General features: G+C 73.0%; 16 protein-coding genes and 2 pseudogenes. 9 read left to right on the plus strand and 9 right to left on the minus strand.

Annotation, left to right across the window (positions count from 1 at the left end; all coding sequences use genetic code 11):
• The 7 genes and pseudogenes from ACIP4Y_RS24280 to hmgA form a co-directional block, all read right to left on the minus strand.
• A partial coding sequence (locus ACIP4Y_RS24280; protein ID WP_401397079.1) for a tetratricopeptide repeat protein occupies positions 1 to 3,222 on the minus strand: 3,222 nt, incomplete at its 3' end.
• Positions 3,223 to 3,272: 50 nt separating this feature from the next.
• Complete coding sequence (locus ACIP4Y_RS24285) at positions 3,273 to 3,602, minus strand: trypco2 family protein (protein ID WP_401397082.1); 330 nt, start codon at positions 3,600 to 3,602, stop codon at positions 3,273 to 3,275.
• 171 nt (positions 3,603 to 3,773) lie between these two features.
• A pseudogene (locus tag ACIP4Y_RS24290) lies at positions 3,774 to 4,247 on the minus strand (Tn3 family transposase); the annotation flags it as partial.
• A 70-nt stretch (positions 4,248 to 4,317) separates the two neighbouring features.
• Positions 4,318 to 5,076 (minus strand): annotated as a pseudogene (locus ACIP4Y_RS24295) (DUF4158 domain-containing protein); the annotation flags it as partial.
• 190 nt (positions 5,077 to 5,266) lie between these two features.
• Positions 5,267 to 6,421 carry a type ISP restriction/modification enzyme gene (locus ACIP4Y_RS24300; protein ID WP_401397085.1) on the minus strand — a complete coding sequence of 385 codons (1,155 nt, stop codon included), beginning with the start codon at positions 6,419 to 6,421 and terminating at the stop codon, positions 5,267 to 5,269.
• 26 nt (positions 6,422 to 6,447) lie between these two features.
• The gene (locus ACIP4Y_RS24305) at positions 6,448 to 7,197 is read right to left on the minus strand and encodes a GntR family transcriptional regulator (RefSeq protein WP_358642327.1); all 750 of its coding nucleotides are present in this window, start codon (positions 7,195 to 7,197) and stop codon (positions 6,448 to 6,450) included.
• A 46-nt stretch (positions 7,198 to 7,243) separates the two neighbouring features.
• Positions 7,244 to 8,578, minus strand: coding sequence for a homogentisate 1,2-dioxygenase (gene hmgA, locus ACIP4Y_RS24310; RefSeq protein ID WP_401397089.1), 1,335 nt, complete (start codon positions 8,576 to 8,578; stop codon positions 7,244 to 7,246).
• Between the two features lie 152 nt (positions 8,579 to 8,730).
• Here hmgA and ACIP4Y_RS24315 point away from each other — a divergent pair, with 152 nt between their 5' ends.
• From ACIP4Y_RS24315 to ACIP4Y_RS24355, 9 genes are all read left to right on the plus strand, one after another.
• Positions 8,731 to 9,294: a hypothetical protein gene (locus ACIP4Y_RS24315; protein ID WP_401397092.1), complete on the plus strand. Its 564-nt coding sequence runs from the start codon at positions 8,731 to 8,733 to the stop codon at positions 9,292 to 9,294.
• Positions 9,295 to 9,405: 111 nt separating this feature from the next.
• The gene (locus ACIP4Y_RS24320; RefSeq protein WP_358642321.1) at positions 9,406 to 10,023 is read left to right on the plus strand and encodes a TetR/AcrR family transcriptional regulator; all 618 of its coding nucleotides are present in this window, start codon (positions 9,406 to 9,408) and stop codon (positions 10,021 to 10,023) included.
• Positions 10,024 to 10,159: 136 nt separating this feature from the next.
• Positions 10,160 to 12,391 carry a molybdopterin oxidoreductase family protein gene (locus ACIP4Y_RS24325; RefSeq protein ID WP_401397096.1) on the plus strand — a complete coding sequence of 744 codons (2,232 nt, stop codon included), beginning with the start codon at positions 10,160 to 10,162 and terminating at the stop codon, positions 12,389 to 12,391.
• A 124-nt stretch (positions 12,392 to 12,515) separates the two neighbouring features.
• Positions 12,516 to 13,937, plus strand: a complete 1,422-nt coding sequence (locus ACIP4Y_RS24330; RefSeq protein WP_401397099.1) for a CitMHS family transporter — start codon at positions 12,516 to 12,518, stop codon at positions 13,935 to 13,937.
• 22 nt (positions 13,938 to 13,959) lie between these two features.
• Positions 13,960 to 15,198 carry an MFS transporter gene (locus ACIP4Y_RS24335; RefSeq protein WP_401397102.1) on the plus strand — a complete coding sequence of 413 codons (1,239 nt, stop codon included), beginning with the start codon at positions 13,960 to 13,962 and terminating at the stop codon, positions 15,196 to 15,198.
• A gap of 103 nt (positions 15,199 to 15,301) precedes the next feature.
• Entirely contained in the window at positions 15,302 to 15,991 is a 690-nt protein-coding gene (locus ACIP4Y_RS24340; RefSeq protein ID WP_358642313.1) for a hypothetical protein, read from the plus strand.
• Positions 15,978 to 16,643, plus strand: coding sequence for a class F sortase (locus tag ACIP4Y_RS24345; protein ID WP_401397105.1), 666 nt, complete (start codon positions 15,978 to 15,980; stop codon positions 16,641 to 16,643). Before ACIP4Y_RS24340 ends, ACIP4Y_RS24345 begins: the two co-directional genes overlap by 14 nt.
• 155 nt (positions 16,644 to 16,798) lie before the next feature.
• Positions 16,799 to 18,187 (plus strand): aldehyde dehydrogenase family protein, encoded by a 1,389-nt coding sequence (locus ACIP4Y_RS24350; protein ID WP_401397108.1) that lies wholly within the window; start codon positions 16,799 to 16,801, stop codon positions 18,185 to 18,187.
• Between the two features lie 15 nt (positions 18,188 to 18,202).
• Complete coding sequence (locus tag ACIP4Y_RS24355) at positions 18,203 to 19,285, plus strand: Zn-dependent alcohol dehydrogenase (protein WP_401397111.1); 1,083 nt, start codon at positions 18,203 to 18,205, stop codon at positions 19,283 to 19,285.
• Positions 19,286 to 19,458: 173 nt separating this feature from the next.
• On the opposite strand, the gene ACIP4Y_RS24360 is transcribed toward ACIP4Y_RS24355, so the two are convergent.
• Positions 19,459 to 20,172 (minus strand): ArsR/SmtB family transcription factor, encoded by a 714-nt coding sequence (locus ACIP4Y_RS24360; RefSeq protein WP_401397113.1) that lies wholly within the window; start codon positions 20,170 to 20,172, stop codon positions 19,459 to 19,461.
• 46 nt (positions 20,173 to 20,218) lie between these two features.
• Positions 20,219 to 20,356, minus strand: a complete 138-nt coding sequence (locus ACIP4Y_RS24365) for a hypothetical protein (protein WP_401397115.1) — start codon at positions 20,354 to 20,356, stop codon at positions 20,219 to 20,221.
• Positions 20,357 to 20,440 lie beyond the last annotated feature (84 nt).

Genomic DNA, 20,440 nt, shown 5'->3' on the forward strand with positions numbered 1-20,440 from the left:
GGCGGCCGGGTTGCCCTCCGCCAGCCGACGGTAGATCTTCACCGCCTCCTCGGCAGCGGTCAGGGCTTGGCCCCGCCGCCCTGCCTCCGCCAGCCGGTTGCCGAGGTTGGACAGCGAGCGCGCGAGGTCGGGTTCGTAGGCGGCCGGGTTGCCCTCCGCCAGCCGACGCCGGATCTTCATCGCCTCCTCGGCAGCGGTCAGGGCTTGGCCCCGCCGCCCTGCCTCCGCCAGCCGGTTGCCGAGGTTGGACAGCGAGGTGGCGAGGTCGGGTTCGTAGGCGGCCGGGTTGCCCTCCGCCAGCCGACGCCGGATCTTCATCGCCTCCTGCTCGGCGGTCAGGGCCTCACCTCGCCGCCCCACCTGGGCCAGCTGGACACCGAGGTTGGACAGCGAGGTGGCGAGGTCGGGTTCGTAGGCGGCCGGGTTGCCCTCCGCCAGCCGACGGTAGATCTTCATCGCCTCCTGCTCGGCGGTCAGGGCCTCACCTCGCCGCCCTGCCTCTGCCAGCCGGATGCCGAGGTTGGACAGCGAGCGCGCGAGGTCGGGTTCGTAGGCGGCCGGGTTGCCCTCCGCCAGCCGACGCCGGATCTTCATCGCCTCCTGCTCGGCGGTCAGGGCCTCACCCCGCCGCCCCACCTCCGCCAGCCGGACACCGAGGTTGGACAGCGAGCGCGCGAGGTCGGGTTCGTAGGCGGCCGGGTTGCCCTCCGCCAGCCGACGCCGGATCTTCACCGCCTCCTGCTCGGCGGTCAGGGCCTCACCCCGCCGCCCCACCTCCGCCAGCCGGCCGCCGAAGCTGGACAGCGAGCGCGCGAGGTCGGGTTCGTAGGCGGCCGGGTTGCCCTCCGCCAGCCGACGCCGGATCTTCACCGCCTCCTCCGCAGCGGTCAGGGCCTCGCTCCGCCGCCCCACCTCCGCCAGCTCGATACCGAGGTTGGACAGCGAGGCGGCGAGGTCGGGTTCGTAGGCGGCCGGGTTGCCCTCCGCCAGCCGACGGTAGATCTTCACCGCCTCCTCGGCAGCGGTCAGAGCCTCGACCTGCCGCCCCACCTCCGCCAGCCGGACACCGAGGTTGGACAGCGAGGCAGCTAGGGCGCGACCGTAGGCAGCCGGGTTGCCCGCGGCGAGTTGCTGGTGGGTGTGGACGATGACGGTGGTGAGGCGAAGTGCGAGGGGGGCGATGACGCGGGATGGGTAGGGGAGGGCGTCTGCTGCGGTCTGTACGCCTTGATAGGTCAGGGGGGCACTGCTCAGAGCCGTGTCCAGGGTGTGGACGACTTGTTCACTGGCGGTCGTGCGGCCGGAGTTGTAGTGGGCGATGGCAGCGCGGGCCAGGACGGTGATGAGCTGGGCCTGTTGTCCGGGCGCTGCCGCGCCGAGCAGGGCGGGCAGCAGGATGTCGCCTTCGATGAGGGCGCGGGAGGCGTGGTATTCGGCGACGCGGTCGGGTTGGAGGGAACCCCAGTAGCGGTCGCCGTCGGCCGGGTACAGGGAGGCGAGCCACGCGGCGGCGAGTGCCGTCTGGTGGGCAGGCAGGCCGGGCAGGGTCGTGATGACGCGCAGAGCCTCGTCCTTCGTGCCGGCGCCGCACAGGGCGGCCACCGCCACGGCGGTGCCCAGGGTGGGAGCGGGCAGGCCGAGTCTGTAGGCGGGCGAATTGGCGCTGGCTTCCCAGAAGCGGTCCTCGTGTTTGAGGAGGGTGCGCTCCGGTGGGGTGCCGGGGGCCGCGTCGACGGGTCGCGGTCCGTGCTGCAGGAGGCCGACCAGGGCGGTCATCTGCAGGGTGAGGACGTTGTCGTAGCGGTGGTCGTGCAGGTCTGTGGGGGTCCGGAGCGCGGCGGCCAGGGATGTCCACTCGTGTGCGGGCAGATTGGGAAGCAGCGGCAGCAGGAGGGCGAGGTCATGGGCGGCGCGGTAGAAGGCGTTGCGCCGGTCGTGGGCTGCCTGGCTGGTGGGGATGAGCGGGGCGAGCGGGATGACCGGGGCTTCTTCGAGAAGGTCTCGTACGTCGGCGATGGCCTGGAGGGAGCCGGTGCGCCATTGCCCGTCGGAGCGTGCGAGCAGCAGCACGCGCACCCGGTGCCGGGAGCGGTGCAGGTGGGTGAGGAGGCGGCGCAGCAGGCGGGGGCGGGTCTCGGCGTAGTCGACGACCAGCAGCAGGGGCAGGGATGTGGCCAAGGTGGTGAAGTCGGGCGGGGCGGCGTTCGGGGTGGGGTCGTCGGTGAGGTCCGAGCTCAGGTGTCCGGTGACCCAGCCGCGCCAGCCAAGGGTGTCGGTGAGTCGGCGGGCGAGGCGGGTCTTGCCCTGTCCTCCGGGGCCGGTCAGCACGCGTACCTGGATGGCGGGCGGGCCGTTCTCGCACCACGAGTGCAAGTCGGCGAGTTCGCTCTCGCGTCCGTGGAAGACGACGGCTTCGGCGTCGGCGCGCAGGAGGGCGGCGGGGGAGCGGAGGTTGCGGTGGACGGCGGCGGAGGTGAGCAGGGGGGCGGGTTCGACCGGTTCGAGGACGGGTTCCCAGCCGGTGTGCTCGGTGATGAGGGCGCGGAAGGCGTCGTCGGCGAGGAGACGGGCGGCGGGGGTGGCGGTCAGTCGGGTGCCGTTGTCGGCCTGACGGTCGCGGCGCATGACGCCGCACAGCAGGTCTGAGCCGTAGCCGTCGTCGGTGAGGACGGCGGCGCCCGACATGCCCGACCAGGGGCTCCCGCCGCCAGGGGTGTCTATTGCGGCGGCGGGGGTGGGGTCGGTGCCGGTGAGTTCGTAGCGGCCGGCCAGGGAGCCGGTACCCGGGGCGATACGGCCGGCGAACTGTTCATCCAGCCGCCGACCGTCTGTGGTGTCCTTCTGCAGGCGGGGGAAGCCGCTCGCAGTGACCGGGTGGGGGCGGGTTCCGATGATGAGGCCGTAGCGCTGGGGCGGCCGGGTGAGCAGGTCGCTGAGGGACTGCGGCACCAGCCAGCCATGGCCGTCGGCGATCTCGATCAGCGCGGCGTCCACGGTCTCGTCCGTGCGCTGCCAGCGCACCACCGCAGGGAACTCCCGCCCGCCGGTATCCGGCAGACTCACCGTCACCGGGCTGTCAGCGCCGGGATCCACGTGGTCCAGGACGTGGGCGGCAGTCAGCACCAGCCGCGGTCCCACCAGGTAGCCGGAGCCGAACCCCTTCTTCCGCTGCCCCTTCTCCAGTCGGTCCACCCGGATCTGCACCCGCCGGTCGAACTCCACCAGCTCTCCCCCGCTTCCTTCTCGCCGCCTCCGGCACGTGTCTGGAGGGCCTACTCCTCGTCGCTGACGTCGATGTCGCCACCGCCGGGCCGGTGCGGGGTCAGCTTCACGGTCACCGTGTGGGTGGCCTTGCGGCTGCTTTCCTTCTTGCCGCCCAGGCTGATCACGCTCCAGCGCAGTCCGCCGTTGATGCCCTTGGTGCCGGTCAGCTCCAAACCGAGATCCAGCGTGATCTCCCCCAGCGTGAACAGCACCCCCTGGTCCCGGCCCGCCGGGTCGGCGATCCGGTCCTGGGCCTCGGCGACCTGGTCCCGCAGCAGCGTGATCGCGTCCGCCAGGTCCATCCACTCCTGATCCGAACCGCTTGCGTTACCCACCACAGTCCCCCTCCTCATCTCCCTCGCCTCCTGCCGTACGGCAGGAGGCATATCCGGCTACTTCTCCCGGCACAAATCCGCGGAAACCACATAACGGCCGTCGCATTCCCGAAAACCTGCCACTCCCCGGCCCGCCGACGCTCCCGGACCGAGACCCCGAGGTGTTGCCCCCTACACCTGCGTGCCGGCCTCGCGCAGCGCGGTGAGCGCGGCGTCGAGGTAGCGGGTGTTCCACAGCACCACGGCGTTGAGGACCAGGCCGAGCGCGGCGAGCTGGTCCTCCTGACCCTGGCGGAAGGGCTGCTGGATATGGCCGCGCTTGCCGTAGCAGATCGCTCGCGCCAGGGTGTGCCGTGATTCCTGCACGGTGAGCTGGCGGTTCATCCGGCGACGGTAGGTGTCGTCGGTGGGGTCGACCAGGTTGAGCAGGTGCACAGTCTTCTCGATCCGGCTGTACTCGGCGAACGCCTGGCCCAGCGGGGTCGGGTGGCCGTCGCGGCCGAACATCCGCAGCAGGTCGTAGGCACGGACCTGATTGGTGACCAGTGATCCGGCGACGCGGAGCATGTCCGGCCACCAGGTCTCGATCTTCTTGAGGTTCACCTTGTTGCGGGCCAGAGCCTCCAGCGGCCCGTACCCCGCCTTCCCTGCGGCTTCCGCCCGCGACTTCACGGTGTCGTCCTGGGCGCGGACCGGGGCGGGCAGGTCCGCGCGCCAGAAGCTTGTTCAGCCGCACCCGGCCCAGACCGAACGCGCCGATCTCGTCCACCCGCTCGAGCGCGCGAGCGAACGCCGTGCCCGTCGTCCGCGTCGGCGGCCGGCGCAGCCGCTCCAGCTCCGAGTACCGCTTCCCCTCCGGCGTGACCAGCGTCGCCACCAGCTGCTCGGGCAGCTCCCGGTCCGCGCGGGCCGCGGCACGGGCGACGGTGGCATGCAGCCGCTTCTCGGCGATCGTCCGAACTTCAGAGACCTGCCGCGCCAACACGCTCACGCCTGGCAGCAGCACCCTGTTCCGGCGCAGCCAGCCCACCGCCTGGTTGAACAGCGCCACCGGCCCCTCCGCATGCGTCCACGCCCGGCCGTGCAGGAACGAGCGGAACTTCCGGGACCACTCCGCATCGTCGTACGGGTGGTAGCCGTAGGCATCCCGGATCTCCCACGCGTGCTCGTACGCGGTCATCTGCCGCTCGGTGTAGCGCTTGATGCACGAGACGTCCTCGGTGCCCAGCTGCTCGCCCACGTGCTCGATCACCGGCCACGGCACCGCGAGGGGGTCCTCCAGGAACAGCCCGATGTACCGGACCGTGCACATCTGCAAGGCGAAGCCGAGACGGCTGTGGTCACCACGGCGCTTCGCGATCAGCCTCCGGTCCTCGTCGTCGAGGAAGAAGAAGCGCTCCAGCTCGGGTCTCGTCGGCTCCTCGGCGAACTTCCCATACGCCTCAGCCTGCTCATCAGTTAGGAATTCCACCGGCACCGGCGGACGGTACCGACGCCCCACACCCCGCCGACGATCTTCCTCTGAACGCCCGCGCTCAGTGGATAACCTGTGGTACCCGCTCAAGATCAAGTGCTTAGCGCTAACGGCTGTACCGATGTTCCCCAAGGCCGAAGGACGCCGAGGACATGGCCCGGCTGGAGACCGCGCTGCGCCGGCGGGCGGCGGGCTAGAGCAGCGCGAACTGTCCTTCCGGACCTTCCTCGTGGTGGTCGAGGACCGAGGCGGGGCGGCGGGACGGCTCCGGTACCGGCAGCACGCCCGCCTGCCGCAGGTCGGCGGGCGTGACCGGTGACGTCACCTCGAACCCGGCCCGCAGGGATCGCACTTCCGCCAGCAGGGCGAGGACCGTGATCAGCTCCAGCAGCTCCGAGGTCCACGTCTGCGGCCAGGCAGCCGGGCGGATCGCGGCCAGTGTGCCCGGCTCGGCCGGTGCGGTGCGGGCCGCGAACCAGCTCTCCAGGACCCGGGCTCCGGCCACCTCGTAGTCCCAGGCCTCGGGCGGGACGGGCGAGATACGGCCCTCGTCCAGCTGCAGGGTCTCCTCGTCGCGGTCGTAGTGCAGGCCGGCGGGCCGGCTCGGCAGGGGCGCGCGGACGTACGGACGGCGGCCGCCGGGCAGCCTGGGGCGCTCGCCGTCGCGGAGCATCAGCCACAGCGTCCGGCGGCCCGCGTCCACGCCGGCCGCCCACAGGCCGGGGTCCTCGGTGAGGGGGACGGTGAGGTCGGGGCGGACCGTCGCCAGGATCCAGGCCAGCACGTCCGGCGCCGAGGGGCGGGTGCCCAGCCGGGCCGACAGGTGGTCCAGCAGGCCGGGGGCCAGGTTCGGCTCCCTGCCGCCGGGGCGGCGGTACAGCGGGCGGACGCGGCCGGTGCGCAGCACGGGCAGGTGCGAGGTCGCCAGCAGCGGGCCGTCGGCGTCGCCCGTCTCCACGGTGAACACCTGCCGCGCGTCCGCCACCCGCCACAGCTCCGGACGGGCCGCGTCGAGCAGCCGGTGGTCCGGGATCAGCCACCGCTCGTCGAAGGCGGCGGCCAGGACCCGCACCGGCTCCGCACAGGGCCCCTCGGCGCGCGCCAGCCGCTCGGTACCGGTGGACTGCCCGGGCAACTGCCCCACCGCCGACCCGAGCGTACGGGCGCGGGTCGCCTCGAACAGGCGCTCCCGGTCCGGCCCCTCGGCCCTCAGCAGGGCGTCCCACCGGGCCCTGAGCGAGACCGCATCGGGCGCCAACGGCCAGGCGCGGCCCGGCCGCAACGGTGCAACGGACCACGGCATGAGGTCCGCCAGCAGCGGAGCGTCGTCGTGCGTCACGCTGGGCATGGTACGGCCTGGACCGCCACCCGGAATCAGGTGGCGTCGAGGGTCACCGTGAACGAGAAGCGGTCCCCCCGGTAGTGGATGACCGCCACGTCCAGCACCCGGCCCTCGGTGTCGTACGTCACGCCCGTGTAGTGCAGGATCGGGCTGAGCAGCGGGACTTCGAGCAGCCGGGCCGTCTCCGGGTCGGCGAGCCGGGCCTCCACGGTGTCCGTGATCCGGCTGATGTCCGCTTTCACCAGGTCCCGCAGCACCTTGGTCATCGGCCAGCGGACCAGGTCGTCCAGGTCGATGCGCTCGGCCAGTTCGGGACGGATGTGGTTGACGGCGTGGTTGGTCGGCTCGCCGGTCTTCTCGTCGCTGCGCAGGCGGTGGTACGCCGCCACCTCCGCGAGGTCCGGGAAGTACTCGGCGAGCCCGGCCGGCACCGGCACCCGGCCGTGGCCGAGCAGTTCGGTCGTCATCCCGGACTGCTGGGCCACGATCGCGTCCACCGAGCCCAGCAGCCGGACCGGGGCCCCGCGCCGCACGTCTGGTTCGATGAACGTGCCGCGCCGCCGGTGCCGGCTGATCAGGCCCTCGTCCTCCAGCTCCTTCAGCGCCTGCCGCATGGTCAGCACGCTCACGCCGTAGTGCTCCGCCAGCTGCTCCTCGGTGGGCAGGCGCAGCGGGTCCTCGGGCGAGCGGCCCAGTATCGAGGCGCGCAGCGACTGCGACACCTGGTACCACAGCGGCAGCTTGCGGTTCAGGACGATCGAATCCGGGGCGAAGGAGGTCACGCGGCTATCCGTACCTGGCGGAGAACGTTCGGCGCAACGGTTGCCGTCACGCCCGGAAGTGGCGCTCCAGTCCCTGCCACACGTCGTCGTAGCGCTGCTGGAGGTGGTCGGCGCCGGCCGCGTGCGGGGTGAGGGTCACCGGCCAGCGGGTCTCGAACATGAAGGCCAGCCCGTCGTCGATCTTCTGCGGTCGCAGCTCGGCCGCGCTCGCCTTGTCGAAGGTCTCCCGGTCCGGGCCGTGCGCCGACATCATGTTGTGCAGCGAGCCGCCGCCGGGCACGAAGCCCTCCGCCTTGGCGTCGTACGCGCCCTCGATCAGGCCCATGTACTCGCTCATCACGTTCCGGTGGAAGTAGGGCGGCCGGAAGGTGTCCTCGCCCACCAGCCAGCGCGGCGCGAAGACCACGAAGTCCACGCCGGCCAGGCCCGGGGTGTCCGACGGGGAGGTCAGGACGGTGAAGATGGACGGGTCGGGGTGGTCGTAGGAGATGGTGCCGATGACATTGAACCGGCGCAGGTCGTAGACGTACGGCACATAGTTGCCGTGCCAGGCGACCACGTCCAGGGGGCTGTGGTCGTAGGTGGCCGTCCAGAGGGTGCCGCAGAACTTGTTCACCACCTCCACCGGGCCCTCGACGTCCTCGTACGCCGCGACCGGCGCCCGGAAGTCCCGGGGATGCGCGAGCCCGTTGGCGCCGATCGGGCCGAGGTCGGGCAGCCGGAAGGGCGCCCCGTAGTTCTCGCAGACATAGCCCCGGGCGGTCGGGCTCTGCCCGCCGTCGGACGCAGTGTCCAGCAGCTCCACACGGAAGCGCACCCCACGCGGGATCAGCGCGACATGGGCCGGTTCCACATGAAGCCGGCCGAACTCGGTGTGCAGCAGCAGCCCGCCCCGCTCGGGCACGATGAGCAGCTCCCCGTCGGCGTCGGAGAAGACCCGCTCCATCGAGGCGTTGGCGTGGTACAGGTGCACGGCCATGCCGGTGCGCTGGGTCGCGTCGCCGTTGCCGCCCAGGGTCCACAGGCCGCCGAGGAAATCGGTGCCGGCCGGGGGCTCGGGCAGCGGGTTCCAGCGCAGCCGGTTGGGGTCGGGCACGGTCTCGGTGAAGGGGGCCGTGCGCAGCGCGCCGTTGCCGGTGCGGGTGAAGGCCGGGTGCGCGGCCGACGGGCGGATGCGGTACAGCCAGGAGCGGCGGTTGTGCGCCCGCGGCTCGGTGAAGGCCGAACCGCTCAACTGCTCGGCGTACAGGCCGAGCGGCGCGCGCTGCGGCGAGTTGCGGCCCTCGGGCAGGGCACCCGGCACCGCCTCCGAGGCGTGTTCGTTGCCGAACCCGGTCAGGTACGTCAGCCCCTCGGCGGTCTTCCGTGCGTCCCCGCTCATGATCGCTCCCTTGCGCTCCCGATTCCTATGCAACACCGTAGGAATCAGCGGGGGCCCGCGCAAGAGGGTCCCGGGTCCTCCCACAGGGGTAGGGGCGGAACCAGACCTGAGGGGGATCCGGGGCGCCGGGCCGCTGTTCTACGCTCCCGGTCATGTCGTGGACGAAGAGGAAGCGTGGACCGCTCGCCGCGCTCGCGGTGTGCGTCCTGCTGCCGTTCGGAGCGGCGGCCTGCACCGCCGGTGAGGCGCACGGGGGGACGGTCTCCCCCTCACCCGTGGGAAAGGTGCTGGACGAGACGGACGACACCGGCCGCAACCTGCGGGAGGTGCCCACGAAGAACGCCCCCCGGGTCGGCATCGAGGTCACCCCGGACCCGGCCGGCGGCTGGGACGTCCGGCTGGCCTTCCGGCACTTCCGCTGCTCCGCGCCGGGCGCGCGGCCGGCGGCGGTCACCGGCCACGGCTTCGCCCGCCTCTTCGTGGACGGCCGCGGGATCGCCCGGTTGCACGGCCCCGCGTACCACGTGGCCGCCGGCGTCGTCCCGCACGGCACCCATGCGGTCACCGCGCGCCTGTACGCCGACGACGGCACGGTCTGGGCCGTGCACGGCAAGCCGGTCGAGAGCACCGCCGACATCACGGTGTCCGACGCGGAGGCGGACACACCGGACCCGTCGGCCGCGGCCGCGACCGCGTCACCCGCAGCGGGCGGATGAGCACCGCGGGCGGTGAGCGCACACCGGCCGCCCGTCCTCATGAGTGAGTGCACAGGCCACCCGTCTTCGTACTGGGGGGAGAGGTTCACCGGACCCCGGCGGAAAGGCATCATGAAGCCCGTGCCCCACGCGACATCGCTCCGCCGCGCGCCCGTCCAGCGGCGCAGCGCCGAACGGCTGACCAGGATCCTGGACGCCTGCGCCGAACTCCTCGACGAGGTCGGCTACGACGCCCTGAGCACGCGCGCGGTCGCCGAGCGCGCCGGAGTCCCCATCGGCTCGGTCTACCGCTTCTTCGGCAACAAGCGGCAGATGGCCGACGCCCTCGCCCAGCGCAACCTGGAGCGGTACGTCGAGCGCGTCACCGAGCGGCTGAAGGAAGCCCGCAAGGGGGACTGGCGGGCCGCGATGGACGCCGTCCTGGACGAGTACCTCGCCATGAAGCGCACCGCCCCCGGCTTCTCCCTGGTCGACTTCGGCAACCAGATCCCGGTCGGCGTCCGGCAGGCCGAGCCCAACACCCGGGTCGCCGACCGGCTCATCCAGCTGCTCTCGGGCTATCTGGGCCGCACCCCGGACGAGGAGCTGGGCCGCGTCTTCCTGGTCGCCGTGGAGACCGCGGACACCCTGGTCCAGCTGGCCTTCCGGGTCGATCCCGAGGGGGACGAGGCGATCATCCACGAGACGCGGGAGCTGCTGCGGGCGTACCTGAGGCGGGTGCTGGACTAGCGCAGGGCCCCGACCCTCCCGTGTGACGAGTCCGGCAAGGGCCTCCCCTCCATGCATACCGGTCGGTATGCTCACCCCGAGCCTGCCCGCCCGCGTGCGCCCGGGCGACCCGCCGCCGACCCCTACGGGAGGACCCGTGTCCCGCACCGCCCTGCGAATCTGCCCCCTGTGCGAGGCCACCTGCGGGCTGACCCTCACCGTCGAGGGCACCCGCGTCACCGGCGCCCGCGGCGACCGGGACGATGTCTTCAGCAAGGGGTTCATCTGCCCCAAGGGCGCCGCCTTCGGTGCCGTCGACGGCGACCCGGACCGGCTGCGCACCCCGCTCGTGCGCGAGCACGGCACCCTGCGCGAGGCCACCTGGGAGGAGGCCTTCGACGCGGTCGCCGCCGGCCTGCGCCCGGTCGTGGAGCGGTACGGCCCCGACGCCGTCGGCGTGGTCCTCGGCAACCCCAACGTGCACACCATGGCCGGCGGCCTCTACCCGCCCGTCCTGGTCGGCGCCCTGCGCACCCGCAGCCTGTTCACCGCCTCCACGGTCGACCAGATGCCCAAGCACGTCTCCAGCGGGCTGCTGTTCGGCGACGCGGGCGCGATACCGGTGCCGGACCTCGACCACACCGACCACCTGCTGCTCCTCGGTGCCAACCCGCTGGAGTCCAACGGCAGCCTGTGCACCGCCCCCGACTTCCCCGGCCGGCTCAAGGCCCTCAAGGCCCGCGGCGGCCGCCTCACCGTCGTGGACCCGCGCCGCACCCGTACCGCCAAGCTCGCCGACCGGCACCTCGCGATCCGCCCCGGCACCGACGCCCTGCTGCTCGCCGCGATGGCACACACCCTCTTCGCCGAGGACCTGGTCGACCTCGGGCACCTCGCCCCGCACGTCCAGGGACTCGACGAACTCCGGGACGCACTGGCCGACTTCACCCCCCAAGCCGTAGCACCCGCCTGCGACCTGGACGCCGGTGACATCCGCACCCTGGCCCGCGACCTCGCCGCCGCCCCCACCGCCGCCGTCTACGCCCGCATCGGCAGCTGCACCGTCCCGCACGGCACCCTGGCCAGCTGGCTGGTCGACGTCCTCAACATCCTCACCGGCAACCTGGACCGCCCCGGCGGCGCCCTCTTCCCGCAGGCCGCCACCGACAGGACACCCCGCCCGGCGGGCCCCGGCCGCGGCTTCGCGCTCGGCCGCTGGCACTCCCGGGTGAGCAAGCACCCCGAGGCCAAGGGCGAGTTGCCGCTCTCCGCGCTCGCGGAGGAGATCGACACCGCGACCGACGAGGGCACCCCGGTGCGCGCCCTGATCGCGATCGCCGCCAACCCCGTGCTCTCCGCGCCCGACGGCGACCGCCTCGACAAGGCCCTGGAGTCCCTGGACTTCATGGTCAGCGTCGACCCGTACCTGAACGAGACCTCCCGCCACGCCGACGTCGTGCTGCCGCCACCCCCGCCCGCGCAGAGCCCGCACCACGACTTCGCCTTCAACACCCTCGCCGTGCGCAACCAGGTCCGCTACAGCCGCCCCGCCGTCCCGCTGGAGCCCGGCCGCATGGCGGAGAGCGAGATCCTCGCCCGGCTGGTCCTGGCGGTGAGCGGCATGCACGGCGCCGACCCGGCCGCCGTCGACGCCATGGTCATCGACCAGACCCTGGGCAAGGCGGTGCAGGAGGAGCACACGCCGGTCTTCGGCCGCGACCCGCGTGAGCTGGCCGCTCGGCTCACCGGCGACAACGGCCCCGAGCGGCGGCTCGACCTGATGCTGCGCCTCGGCCCGTACGGCGACGGCTTCGGCGCCCGGCCCGACGGGCTGAGCCTGGCCAGGCTGCTCGAGCACCCGCACGGCATCGACCTCGGCCCGCTGCGCCCACGCCTGCCGCAGCCGCTGAAGACCCGCAGCGGCAAGGTCGAGCTGCTGCCCGAGCCGATCGCCGGCGACCTGCCCCGGCTCCGTGCGGCCCTGCGCGAGCGCCCCGCGGGCCTCGTCCTGGTCGGCCGCCGCCATCTGCGCTCCAACAACAGCTGGATGCACAACGTGCCCGCCCTCACCGGCGGCAGCAACCGCTGCACCGTGCACATCCACCCCGAGGACGCCGCCCGCCTCGGCGTCCGGGACGGCGCGGACGTACGCGTCAAGGGCGCCGGGGGAGAGGTGGTGGCCCCCGCCGAGGTCACCGACGGCATCCGGCCCGGGGTGGTGAGCCTGCCGCACGGCTGGGGCCACGACCGGCCCGGCACCCGGCTCGGCCACGCCGCCACCGACCCCGGCGTCAACGTCAACCAGCTGCTCGACGGCAGTCTGCTCGACCCGCTCTCGGGCAACGCGGTGCTCAACGGCGTCCCCGTCGAGCTGGTAGCACTGCCGTGACCTGGAGATTTGCGCTTATTGCTCGCACGTCAACGTCTTGTTAACGCCGTTTGAACGGACCTAACGTCATCGCACCGCCGACCCCCAGGTGGGATGTTCAAGGGCGAACGTTAGGTATCCACTCATGCTGACCATCCTCGGCTTCGCCATGATCGCGACCTTCCTGGTCCTGATCATGCTGAAGAAGATGTCGCCGATCGCGGCGCTCGTGCTCATACCCGCGCTGTTCTGCGTGTTCGTGGGCAAGGGCGCCAAGCTCGGCGACTACGTCATCGACGGCGTCACCGGCCTCGCCCCCACCGCGGCGATGCTCATGTTCGCGATCGTCTACTTCGGTGTGATGATCGATGTCGGCCTCTTCGACCCCGTCGTGCGGGGCATCCTGAAATTCTGCAAGGCCGATCCGCTGCGCATCGTGGTCGGTACGGCGGTCCTCGCCGCGATCGTCTCCCTGGACGGCGACGGCTCCACCACCTTCATGATCACCGTCTCGGCGATGTACCCGCTGTACAAGCGCCTGAAGATGTCCCTGGTCGTGATGACCGGCGTCGCCGCGATGGCCAACGGCGTGATGAACACCCTGCCGTGGGGCGGCCCCACCGCCCGCGCCGCCACCGCGCTCAAGCTCGACGCCAGCGACATCTTCGTGCCGATGATCCCGGCCCTCGCGATGGGCCTGCTGTTCGTCTTCGCCCTCGCCTACGTGCTCGGCCGCCGCGAGCGCAAGCGGCTCGGCGTGCTCACGCTGGACGAGGTGCTGGTCGAGGAGACCGAGACGGTGCTCGTGGGCGCCGGCTCCGGCGCGGCGGACCGGCCCGCGGCGGTTTCCGGCACGGGTGCCAAGGCCGCGGCGGGTTCCGGCTCCGGCGCCGATGTGCCCGGCGACGAGCCCGCCGACGAGGGCTTCCAGGGCCTCGACCCGAACCGTCCCACCCTGCGCCCCGGGCTCTACTGGTTCAACGCGCTGCTCACGGTCGTCCTGCTCACCGCCATGATCATGGAGTGGCTGCCGATCCCGGTGCTGTTCCTGCTCGGCGCGGCCCTCGCCCTGACCGTCAACTTCCCGCACATGCCGGACCAGAAGGCCCGCATCGCCGCCCACGCTGAGAACGTCCTCAACGTCTCCGGCATGGTCTTCGCCGCCGCCGTCTTCACCGGCGTCCTGCAGGGCACCGGGATGGTCGACCACATGGCCGAGTGGCTGGTGGGCAACATCCCCGACGGCATGGGCCCGCACATGGCCTTCGTCACCGGCGTGCTGAGCATCCCGCTCACCTACTTCATGTCCAACGACGGCTTCTACTTCGGCATCCTGCCGGTGCTCGCCGAGGCCGGGCAGGCGCACGGCGTGCCCGCGGTGGAGATCGCCCGCGCCTCGATCATCGGCCAGCCCCTGCACATGTCCAGCCCGCTCGTCCCCGCCGTGTACGTCCTGGTCGGCATGGCCAAGGTCGAGTTCGGCGACCACACCCGGTTCGTGGTCAAGTGGGCCGCGCTCACCTCACTGGTGGTGCTCGGCGCGGGCGTCCTGTTCGGCATCATCTGACCACTCGACGGAGGTCGTACCCATGGCGCCCGGTGGGAACCGCGGCTGGCTGCTCCGCCTCGTCATCGCCTTCTCCTTCGCGCAGGGGGCGGTGTCGATGGCGCGGCCCGCCGTCTCCTACCGGGCCCTCGCGCTGGGTGCGGACGAACGCGCGGTCGGTGTCATCGCCGGTGTGTACGCGCTGCTGCCGCTGTTCGCCGCCGTACCGCTCGGCCGGCGCACCGACCACGGCCGCTGCGCGCCCCTGCTGCCGGCGGGCGTGGTCCTCATCGCCGGCGGCTGCGCGCTGAGCGGACTGGCCGGCTCGCTGTGGGCGATGGCCCTGTGGAGCGGGGTGATGGGCCTCGGCCACCTGTGCTTCGTGATCGGCGCCCAGTCGCTGGTGGCCCGCCAGTCCGCGCCGCACGAACAGGACCGCAACTTCGGTCACTTCACCATCGGCGCCTCCCTCGGCCAGCTCATCGGCCCGGTCGCCGCGGGCGCGCTCATCGGCGGCCCCGGCATGGCGCACAGCAGCGCGCTCGCCCTCGTGGTGGCGGGCGCGGGCGCGGCCGTCGCGTTCACCTCGCTGTGGCGCATCGAGGACCGTACGGCCGCCGGCTCCCGCCCGGGTCAGGGCGCCCGGGTGCCGGTCGCCGGCATCCTGCGCGCGCGGGGCGTGCCCGCGGGCATGCTGATCAGCCTGTCGGTGCTGTCCGCGACCGACATCCTCACCGCCTACCTCCCGGTGGTCGGCGAGCACCGGGGCATCGCGCCGTCGGTGATCGGCGTCCTGCTCAGTCTCCGGGCCGGCGCCACCATCGCCTGCCGGCTCGTGCTCACCCCGCTGCTGCGGCTGCTCGGCCGGCCCGCGCTGCTCACCGTGACCTGTCTGCTGGCCGCGCTGCTGTGCGCCGGGGTGGCGCTGCCGGTGCCGGTGTGGGTGCTCGGCGCGATGCTCACGGTCCTCGGTTTCTGCCTGGGCGTGGGCCAGCCGCTGTCGATGACGACGGTGGTGCAGGCGGCCCCCGACGAGGCCCGCTCCACCGCCCTCGCCCTGCGGCTGACCGGCAACCGGCTCGGCCAGGTCGCGGCGCCCGCCACCGCGGGTGTGGTCGCCGGTATGGCGGGGGTCGCTGCGCCGTTCGTGATGCTGGGGGCGTTGCTGCTGCTGTCGTCGGGAGTGGCGCTGCGGTCGCCGGGCCGGCCCGGGGGCTCGGCCGGACGGGTGGCCGGGAAGGGGCGGAGGCGGCCGGGATTGCGCCGCACGAGCGATCTCTGACGGCGCGTCGGGCGTCGGTGCCGACGGCCCATGGGGTGCATGACGCAGAGTCCAGGCGAAAGAGCGATTTGTATGAAAATCGTCTGAACTCGGAGGATTGCGCATGCCCACCCTGACACTCCCACGCGCCGCCGGCTCTCGCGCGGGCGCCGCAGTCGTCCTCACCGCCCTCGCCGCGGCCGGCGCGTCATGGGTGGCGGCGCCGAACGCGGCTGCCCAGGGGGAGAACGGCGACATCCGGATCCACGACGAGCGCCACCTCCACGGACCGCTCGTGGGATCGGCCAAGGATGATCCGGTGGTCTGCAGGTTCTACCTCGAGGCCGTCAATTTCGACACCCTCACGGCCGTCGCCTACACCATCACCCCGCAGCCCCCGCTCCCCACCGCTGCCACCGTCACCGGCACCATCCAGCTCGCGGGGGGTGCCGGGCACACCGACCCGCTGGGCCTGGCGGACGGGCAGTACAAGCTCAGCTGGGCCGTGGGCACGCCCGTGGCGCTGAAGGAGAAGGTCTTCCGCGTCAACTGCAAGGACGGACGCCACGAAGGGGACAAGGGCGACAACGGTCCGAACGGGCAGATCGCCGACCACCAGCAGAACGACGGGTCCTGGGGCCAGGGCGGCGACCACGACGGCCCCAGGGGCGGGGTGCACGCGGGCGGCGGCGGTCTCATCGACACGGCCGCCGCGTACTCCCCGGTGGCCGCCGCGGGTGCCGTGGGCCTGGTCGCCGTCTGTGGTGTCGTGTACGTCCGGCTGATCCGCCGGCGGCCCCATGGTGCCGAGTAGGTACCGACGCAGGCCCTGGTACCGGACCCGCGCCTACCGCCTCGTCAGGACGGCCCTGCTCGCGGTCGTCCTGGTGACGGTGGTCTCCCGGTGCGGGGCGGGCGGCGGAGCCGCCGGGCACGGCCCGGACGCCGTGGCGGCCTCCGGCAGCTCCCGGGCCGACGGAGGCGATCCGGCGCCGCCGCCCCGCCCGCTGCCCCGGTCCCGGCCGACGTCCTTCCGCGTGCGCTCCCTGGGCATCGACGCCCCTGTCACCCCGCTCCGCCTCGACCGGAACCGGCAGCTGGAGACACCTCCCGTCGACACGCCCAAGCTGGTCGGCTGGTACCAGGGCGGCCCCACGCCGGGCGAGGCCGGCACCGCGGTCGCCGTCGGACACCGCGACACCAGGACCGGACCGGCCGTGTTCGCCGGGCTCGCCCAGGTCGGACCCGGCAAGCCCATCGAGGTCGGGCGGGCGGACGGCCGTACCGCCGTCTACTCCGTGGACCGGGTGGAGGTCTACGACAAGGCCGGCTTCCCCGACAAGGAGGTCTACGGCCCGACCGGCCGCCCGGAACTGCGGGTGATCACCTGCGGTGGCCTCTTCAGCCGGCGGACCGGCTACACCAGCAACGTGGTGGTCTTCGCCCATCTGACCGCGACCAGGTGACCGGCGGACCGGCCGGCGCGGACCGCCTGCCCGTGCCGGCCGGTCCGTTCGCGATGATGTCCCCGAACGTCCGCGGTTCAGGAACGTCTGGCGCCGGAAAACTATCATCGCTAGTTTGTGTGCCTGACGACGCGGACCCGCCGGGAGGACACAGCATGAAGGCACATGACGGCCTGTACATCGACGGCGCCTGGCGCCCCGCCGAGAGCAGGGACGTGATCGACGTCGTCAACCCCGCCGACGAGCAGGTCATCGGCCGGGTCCCGGCGGGCGGCGCGCTGGACGTCGACACCGCCGTACGGGCCGCGCGCGCCGCCCTGCCCGCCTGGGCCGCCACACCCCCGGCCGAGCGCGCCGCACGCCTGACCGCTCTCCGGGACGCCCTCGCGGCCCGCAAGGACGAGATCGCCGAGACGGTCACCGCGGAACTGGGCTCACCCCTTCCGTTCTCCCAGAGCGTGCACGCCGCCGTGCCGATCGCCGTCGCCGGCTCCTACGCCGAGCTGGCCGCGGCCCACGCCTTCGAGGAGAAGGTCGGCAACTCCACGGTCCTGCACGAACCGATCGGCGTGGTCGGCGCGATCACCCCCTGGAACTACCCCCTCCACCAGATCGTCGCCAAGGTCGCGCCGGCCCTCGCCGCCGGCTGCACGATCGTCCTCAAGCCCGCCGAGGACACCCCGCTCACCGCCCAGCTCTTCGCCCGGGCGGTGCACGAGGCAGGCCTGCCCGCGGGTGTGTTCAACCTGGTCACCGGCCTCGGCCCGGTCGCCGGACAGGCCCTCGCCGAGCACCCGGGCGTCGACCTGGTCTCCTTCACCGGCTCCACGGCGGTCGGCCGGCAGATCGGCGCGGTGGCCGGAGCGGCCGTGAAGAAGGTCGCCCTGGAACTCGGCGGCAAGTCCGCCAACGTCATCCTGCCGGGCGCCGACCTCGCCAAGGCCGTCAACGTCGGCGTCGCCAACGTGATGTCCAACTCCGGCCAGACGTGCAGCGCCTGGACCCGGATGCTGGTCGACCGCGAGCGGTACGCCGAGGCCGTCGAACTCGCCGCCACCGCCGCCGCCAGGTACGGCGACCGCATCGGACCGGTGGTCAGCGCCAAGCAGCAGGCCAGGGTGCGCGGTTACATCGAGAAGGGCATCGCCGAGGGCGCCCGGCTCGTCGCGGGCGGTCCCGAAGCCCCGCGGGAGAAGGGCTACTTCGTCAGCCCCACGGTCTTCGCGGACGTGACACCCGAGATGACCATCGCCCAGGAGGAGATCTTCGGACCGGTCCTGTCGATCCTGAGGTACGACGACGAGGAGGACGCCCTGCGCATCGCCAACGGCACGGTGTACGGCCTCGCGGGCGCCGTCTGGGCCGCCGACGAGGCCGAGGCGGTGGCCTTCGCCCGCCGCATGGACACCGGCCAGGTCGACATCAACGGCGGCCGGTTCAACCCCCTCGCGCCCTTCGGCGGTTACAAGCAGTCCGGCGTCGGCCGGGAGCTCGGCGCGCACGGACTCGCCGAGTACCTGCAGACCAAGTCCCTCCAGTTCTAAGGAAGTCCGACTCCCATGGCCGTACGAGCCGCCGTCCTGCCCGCCATCGGTGCCCCGCTGGAGATCACCGGCATCGAGCTGCCCGACCCGGGCCCCGGCCAGGTCCGGGTGCGCCTCGCCGCCGCCGGCGTCTGCCACTCCGACCTGTCCCTGTCCAACGGCACCATGCGGGTGCCGGTCCCGGCCGTCCTCGGCCACGAGGGCGCCGGCACGGTCGTCGCCGTCGGGGAGGGTGTCAGCCATGTCTCGCCCGGCGCCCCCGTGGTTCTCAACTGGGCGCCCGCCTGTGGTGGTTGTCACGCCTGCACGCTCGGCGAGGTCTGGCTGTGCGCCAACGCGATGAACGGCGCCGCAGACGTCTACGCCCGCACCGCCGACGGTACCCCGCTGCACCCCGGGCTGAACGTGGCCGCGTTCGCCGAGGAGACGGTGGTCGCCGCGTCCTGCGTGCTGCCGCTGCCGGAGGGGGTGCCGCTGGCGGACGCCGCCCTGCTGGGCTGCGCCGTCCTCACCGGCTACGGCGCCGTCCACCACGCGGCGAAGGTCCGCGAGGGCGAGACGGTCGCCGTGTTCGGTGTCGGCGGAGTCGGTCTCGCCACCCTCCAGTCGGCCCGGATCGCCGGCGCGTCCCGCATCATCGCGGTCGACGTCTCCCCCGGGAAGGAGGAACTGGCCCGCGCGGCCGGCGCCACGGACTACGTCCTCGCCTCCGACACCACCCCCCGGGAGATCCGCGCCCTCACCGGCAAGCAGGGCGTCGACGTCTCCGTGGAGTGCGCGGGCCGCGCGGTCAGCATCCGCGCCGCCTGGGACTCCACCCGCCGGGGCGGCCGTACCACGGTCGTCGGCATCGGCGGCAAGGAGGAGCAGGTCACCTTCAACGCCCTGGAGATCTTCCACTGGGGCCGCACCCTGTCCGGCTGCGTCTACGGCAACACCGACCCGGCCCGCGACCTGCCGGTCCTCGCCGAGCACGTGCGGCAGGGCCGACTGGACCTGTCGGCCCTGGTCACCGAGCGGATCGGGCTGGAGGGCATTCCGGCGGCCTTCGAGAACATGCTGGCCGGCAAGGGCGGCAGGGCCCTGGTCCTCTTCTAGCGCCCGCCCTCGTACGCCCCGGCTTCCCCGCGAGGCCGGGGCCGCAGGCATGTCCGCGCCCCGCCTTCAAGGTCCTTGCGGCCGGGGCGGGTTCACGCTGAGCCGGTGCGGCCCCCGGGTCGCGGCCCCCCGCCGCGACCCGCCTCGCCCCGCCGCCCACCGGCCAAGCGGGTTCAGCGCAGCACCGTCGGCTCGATGCCCAGCAGGTCGCCCAGGGCCCGCTCTCCCGACGGGGTCACCTTCACGGCCCGCTCGGAACCGATCCGGACACACCACCCGGCATCCAGCACATGCCGGCACAGTGCGGCACCCGCCGCCCCGGCGAGGTGGGGCCGCCGCTCGGTCCAGTCGAGGCAGGCGCGGGCGAGCGGGCGGCGCCCGCCGTGTCGGAGGGGAATGCCCGCCGCGCCGAACCACTCCAGCCCCGCGTCCGTCAGCGCGAACCCGGTGTCCTGGCGCAGCAGGCCCCGCTCGGTCAGCGCGTCCGTGACGGTGATGCCGAGCCGCCCGGCCAGGTGGTCGTAGCAGGTACGGCCCCGGGCCATGGCGGCGCCCGCGCTCGACTGCCGCAGGGTGCGCGCGGTCCGCCCTGCCGCCGGCGCGGGCACCTGCGCGGCCAGGTCCTCGACGAGCTGCGCCACCTGCGCGTCGGCCAGCCGGACGTACCGGTGCCGGCCCTGCCGTTCCTCGGCGAGCAGGCCACCCGCCACGAGTTTGCCCAGGTGCTCGCTCAGCGTCGACGCGGCGACCCCGGCGTGCCGGGCCAGCTCACCGGCGCTCCAGGCCCGCCCGTCCAGCAGTGCGAGCAGGCATGCGGCGCGGGTCTCGTCGGCGATCAGTGCGGCGAGCGAGGCGAGGCCGGTGGCCTGGGGGTCGTTCGTGCGCATGCACCCAGCATGCGTCAGTGACGTTTCGGCGCCGGCCGAAGTGTCCTCACCCGCCCTGCCCCACCTGCTGGTACTGCTGCGCCAGCCCGTCCAGCAGTGCGAGCAGGCATGCGGCGCGGGTCTCGTCGGCGATCAGTGCGGCGAGCGAGGCGAGGCCGGTGGCCTGGGGGTCCTTCGTGCGCATGCACCCAGCATGCGTCAGTGACGTTTCGGCGCCGGCCGAAGTGTCCTCACCCGCCCTGCCCCACCTGCTGGTACTGCTGCGCCA

This window comes from Streptomyces sp. NPDC088810 (genome assembly GCF_044750305.1).
Taxonomy (GTDB): Bacteria; Actinomycetota; Actinomycetes; order Streptomycetales; family Streptomycetaceae; genus Streptomyces.

What these genes read in the sequence shown, in the direction of transcription:
- ACIP4Y_RS24300 (WP_401397085.1), bottom strand. Translation starts at nt 6,421, where the DNA reads ATGCCCAGCGTGACGCACGACGACGCTCCGCTGCTGGCGGACCTCATG.
- hmgA (WP_401397089.1), bottom strand. Translation starts at nt 8,578, where the DNA reads ATGAGCGGGGACGCACGGAAGACCGCCGAGGGGCTGACGTACCTGACC.
- ACIP4Y_RS24315 (WP_401397092.1), top strand. Translation starts at nt 8,731, where the DNA reads ATGTCGTGGACGAAGAGGAAGCGTGGACCGCTCGCCGCGCTCGCGGTG.
- ACIP4Y_RS24320 (WP_358642321.1), top strand. Translation starts at nt 9,406, where the DNA reads ATGAAGCCCGTGCCCCACGCGACATCGCTCCGCCGCGCGCCCGTCCAG.
- ACIP4Y_RS24330 (WP_401397099.1), top strand. Translation starts at nt 12,516, where the DNA reads ATGCTGACCATCCTCGGCTTCGCCATGATCGCGACCTTCCTGGTCCTG.
- ACIP4Y_RS24335 (WP_401397102.1), top strand. Translation starts at nt 13,960, where the DNA reads ATGGCGCCCGGTGGGAACCGCGGCTGGCTGCTCCGCCTCGTCATCGCC.
- ACIP4Y_RS24340 (WP_358642313.1), top strand. Translation starts at nt 15,302, where the DNA reads ATGCCCACCCTGACACTCCCACGCGCCGCCGGCTCTCGCGCGGGCGCC.
- ACIP4Y_RS24345 (WP_401397105.1), top strand. Translation starts at nt 15,978, where the DNA reads ATGGTGCCGAGTAGGTACCGACGCAGGCCCTGGTACCGGACCCGCGCC.
- ACIP4Y_RS24350 (WP_401397108.1), top strand. Translation starts at nt 16,799, where the DNA reads ATGAAGGCACATGACGGCCTGTACATCGACGGCGCCTGGCGCCCCGCC.
- ACIP4Y_RS24355 (WP_401397111.1), top strand. Translation starts at nt 18,203, where the DNA reads ATGGCCGTACGAGCCGCCGTCCTGCCCGCCATCGGTGCCCCGCTGGAG.
- ACIP4Y_RS24360 (WP_401397113.1), bottom strand. Translation starts at nt 20,172, where the DNA reads ATGCGCACGAACGACCCCCAGGCCACCGGCCTCGCCTCGCTCGCCGCA.
- ACIP4Y_RS24365 (WP_401397115.1), bottom strand. Translation starts at nt 20,356, where the DNA reads ATGCGCACGAAGGACCCCCAGGCCACCGGCCTCGCCTCGCTCGCCGCA.